Annotated in this window: 1 protein-coding gene; it reads left to right on the plus strand. The window is 34.2% G+C overall.

Going from position 1 to position 1686, the window contains the following annotated elements:
- Positions 1–271 precede the first annotated feature (271 nt).
- Positions 272–1495 carry a serine hydrolase domain-containing protein gene (locus tag V7183_RS00675; RefSeq protein ID WP_335358398.1) on the plus strand — a complete coding sequence of 408 codons (1224 nt, stop codon included), beginning with the start codon at positions 272–274 and terminating at the stop codon, positions 1493–1495.
- Positions 1496–1686 lie beyond the last annotated feature (191 nt).

A 1686-nucleotide genomic window follows, 5' to 3' on the forward strand; every position in this document is an offset into this window, starting at 1 on the left:
CGTATAAATAATTAGATAAGAGGATATCCAAAAAAGATTGATAAAACTTAATCTTTTAGGGGGTATCCTCTTTTTTTATAAACTTTTTACAGGGGATCTTACATTCGAAAATTTTCTTTTTCTTTTTTGGACATATTGGTTGGTAATAGGTTCATCGCATGATACAGTAAGTAGGGTATAAAATAAAATTTCCATTAGTTAGGAAAAGATTGTGGAGTGTATCTTTTATATTTTGATTAAATTATTGATAAATAAGGGGAAAAAAGTAACTATGGAACAAGAAAAGGATAATACTGGTAACAAAGCTCGTAGACCAATTGTATACATAAAAAGAACGGCTATTCTCATTCTGTTGTTTTCGCTTGTGTATTTCGGATATACGAAGATTATGTCACATAATAAAAAAGAGAATACATTAAAAGTAGCAAAAGAAGTGAAAAAGAAGGAAGAGGTTAACAAGAAACCAGAGCAACAAGCAGAGCAGCACCAGGAACAAGCAGAGCAAACGAAAGTAGCAGAACAACCTGCTGAAGGTCCGCCACAAGAAATTAACGAAAATGCTGAGTTAGACCAGTATTTACAGAGTAAAGGTTTTAGTGGAACCGCGGTTGTTGTGAAAAATGGTAAAGTACTTTTGAATAAAGGATATGGATTGGCAAATCAGGAGAAAAAAATACCGAATAATTCAGAAACAACATTTTATATTGGCTCCATTTCAAAGGCGTTTGTAGCAACTGCGATTATGCAGTTAAAAGATCAAAATAAACTTCAAACAGAGGATACAGTAGCGAAATATATTCCAGATTTTCCGCAAGGTGATGGAATTAAGTTAGTGCATCTACTAACTCATACATCAGGAATTCCGGAATATGAAGCTGGAGCGGACGATATTTCTCATGAGGAATTGTTAAAGAGAATTGGACAACAAAAACGTTTAGCGAATCCAGGAGAGAAATGGAAGTATTCAGATTCTAACTATTCCATACTTGCGTATATTGTTGAGAAAGTGAGTGGACAACCATTAGAAGAATATATTAAACAGCACATTTTTGATGCTATTGGCATGAAACATTCAGGTTTTGGAAGGGCATTAGAGCAAACAAAATATCCTTCTACTGGTTATAAAATCGTAAATAATAATATGACAACGCCTGCTATTCCAAGTATGTCGCAACTCTATGGGTGTGGGGATATATATACGAGCGCAAATGATTTATATCTATTTAACGAGGCGCTATTCTCTGGAAAACTCATTTCAAAAGAGAGCTATGATCAAATGTTTACGGCCTTCAAAAAAGATTATGGATTTGGTTGGTATGTGAATCCAGGAAGTTATTCTAATCATGGTGTAATGCCTGGTTGGAATTGCTTAAATGGATTTAGTAAAAACGGAAGTGTATATGTTGTTTTACTATCTAACGTTCAAAACAATATTAAATCATTTGGTAAGGTTAATAATGACATTTATACAATGCTACAGCATATTGAAGTGTGAGAGACTATCTTTTGAGATGGTCTTTTTTTAGGGGTAATTTGAGGGATAGTATATCTATATATACATCAATTAAAAAACCGACATAAAACCCCTCTTTTTAGGTGGGAGAGAGCATCTGGCCATGCATAGAAGCGGTCAGGGCCTTTTTCTGCCACATGCGAAGTAAAAACAGAAAGAGTAAACGAGTGTAG

This window comes from Bacillus sp. JJ1127 (assembly GCF_036965845.1).
Classification (GTDB): Bacteria; Bacillota; Bacilli; order Bacillales; family Bacillaceae_G; genus Bacillus_A.

Coding starts and splice junctions, on each gene's coding strand:
- V7183_RS00675 (WP_335358398.1), top strand. CDS start 272: ATGGAACAAGAAAAGGATAATACTGGTAACAAAGCTCGTAGACCAATT.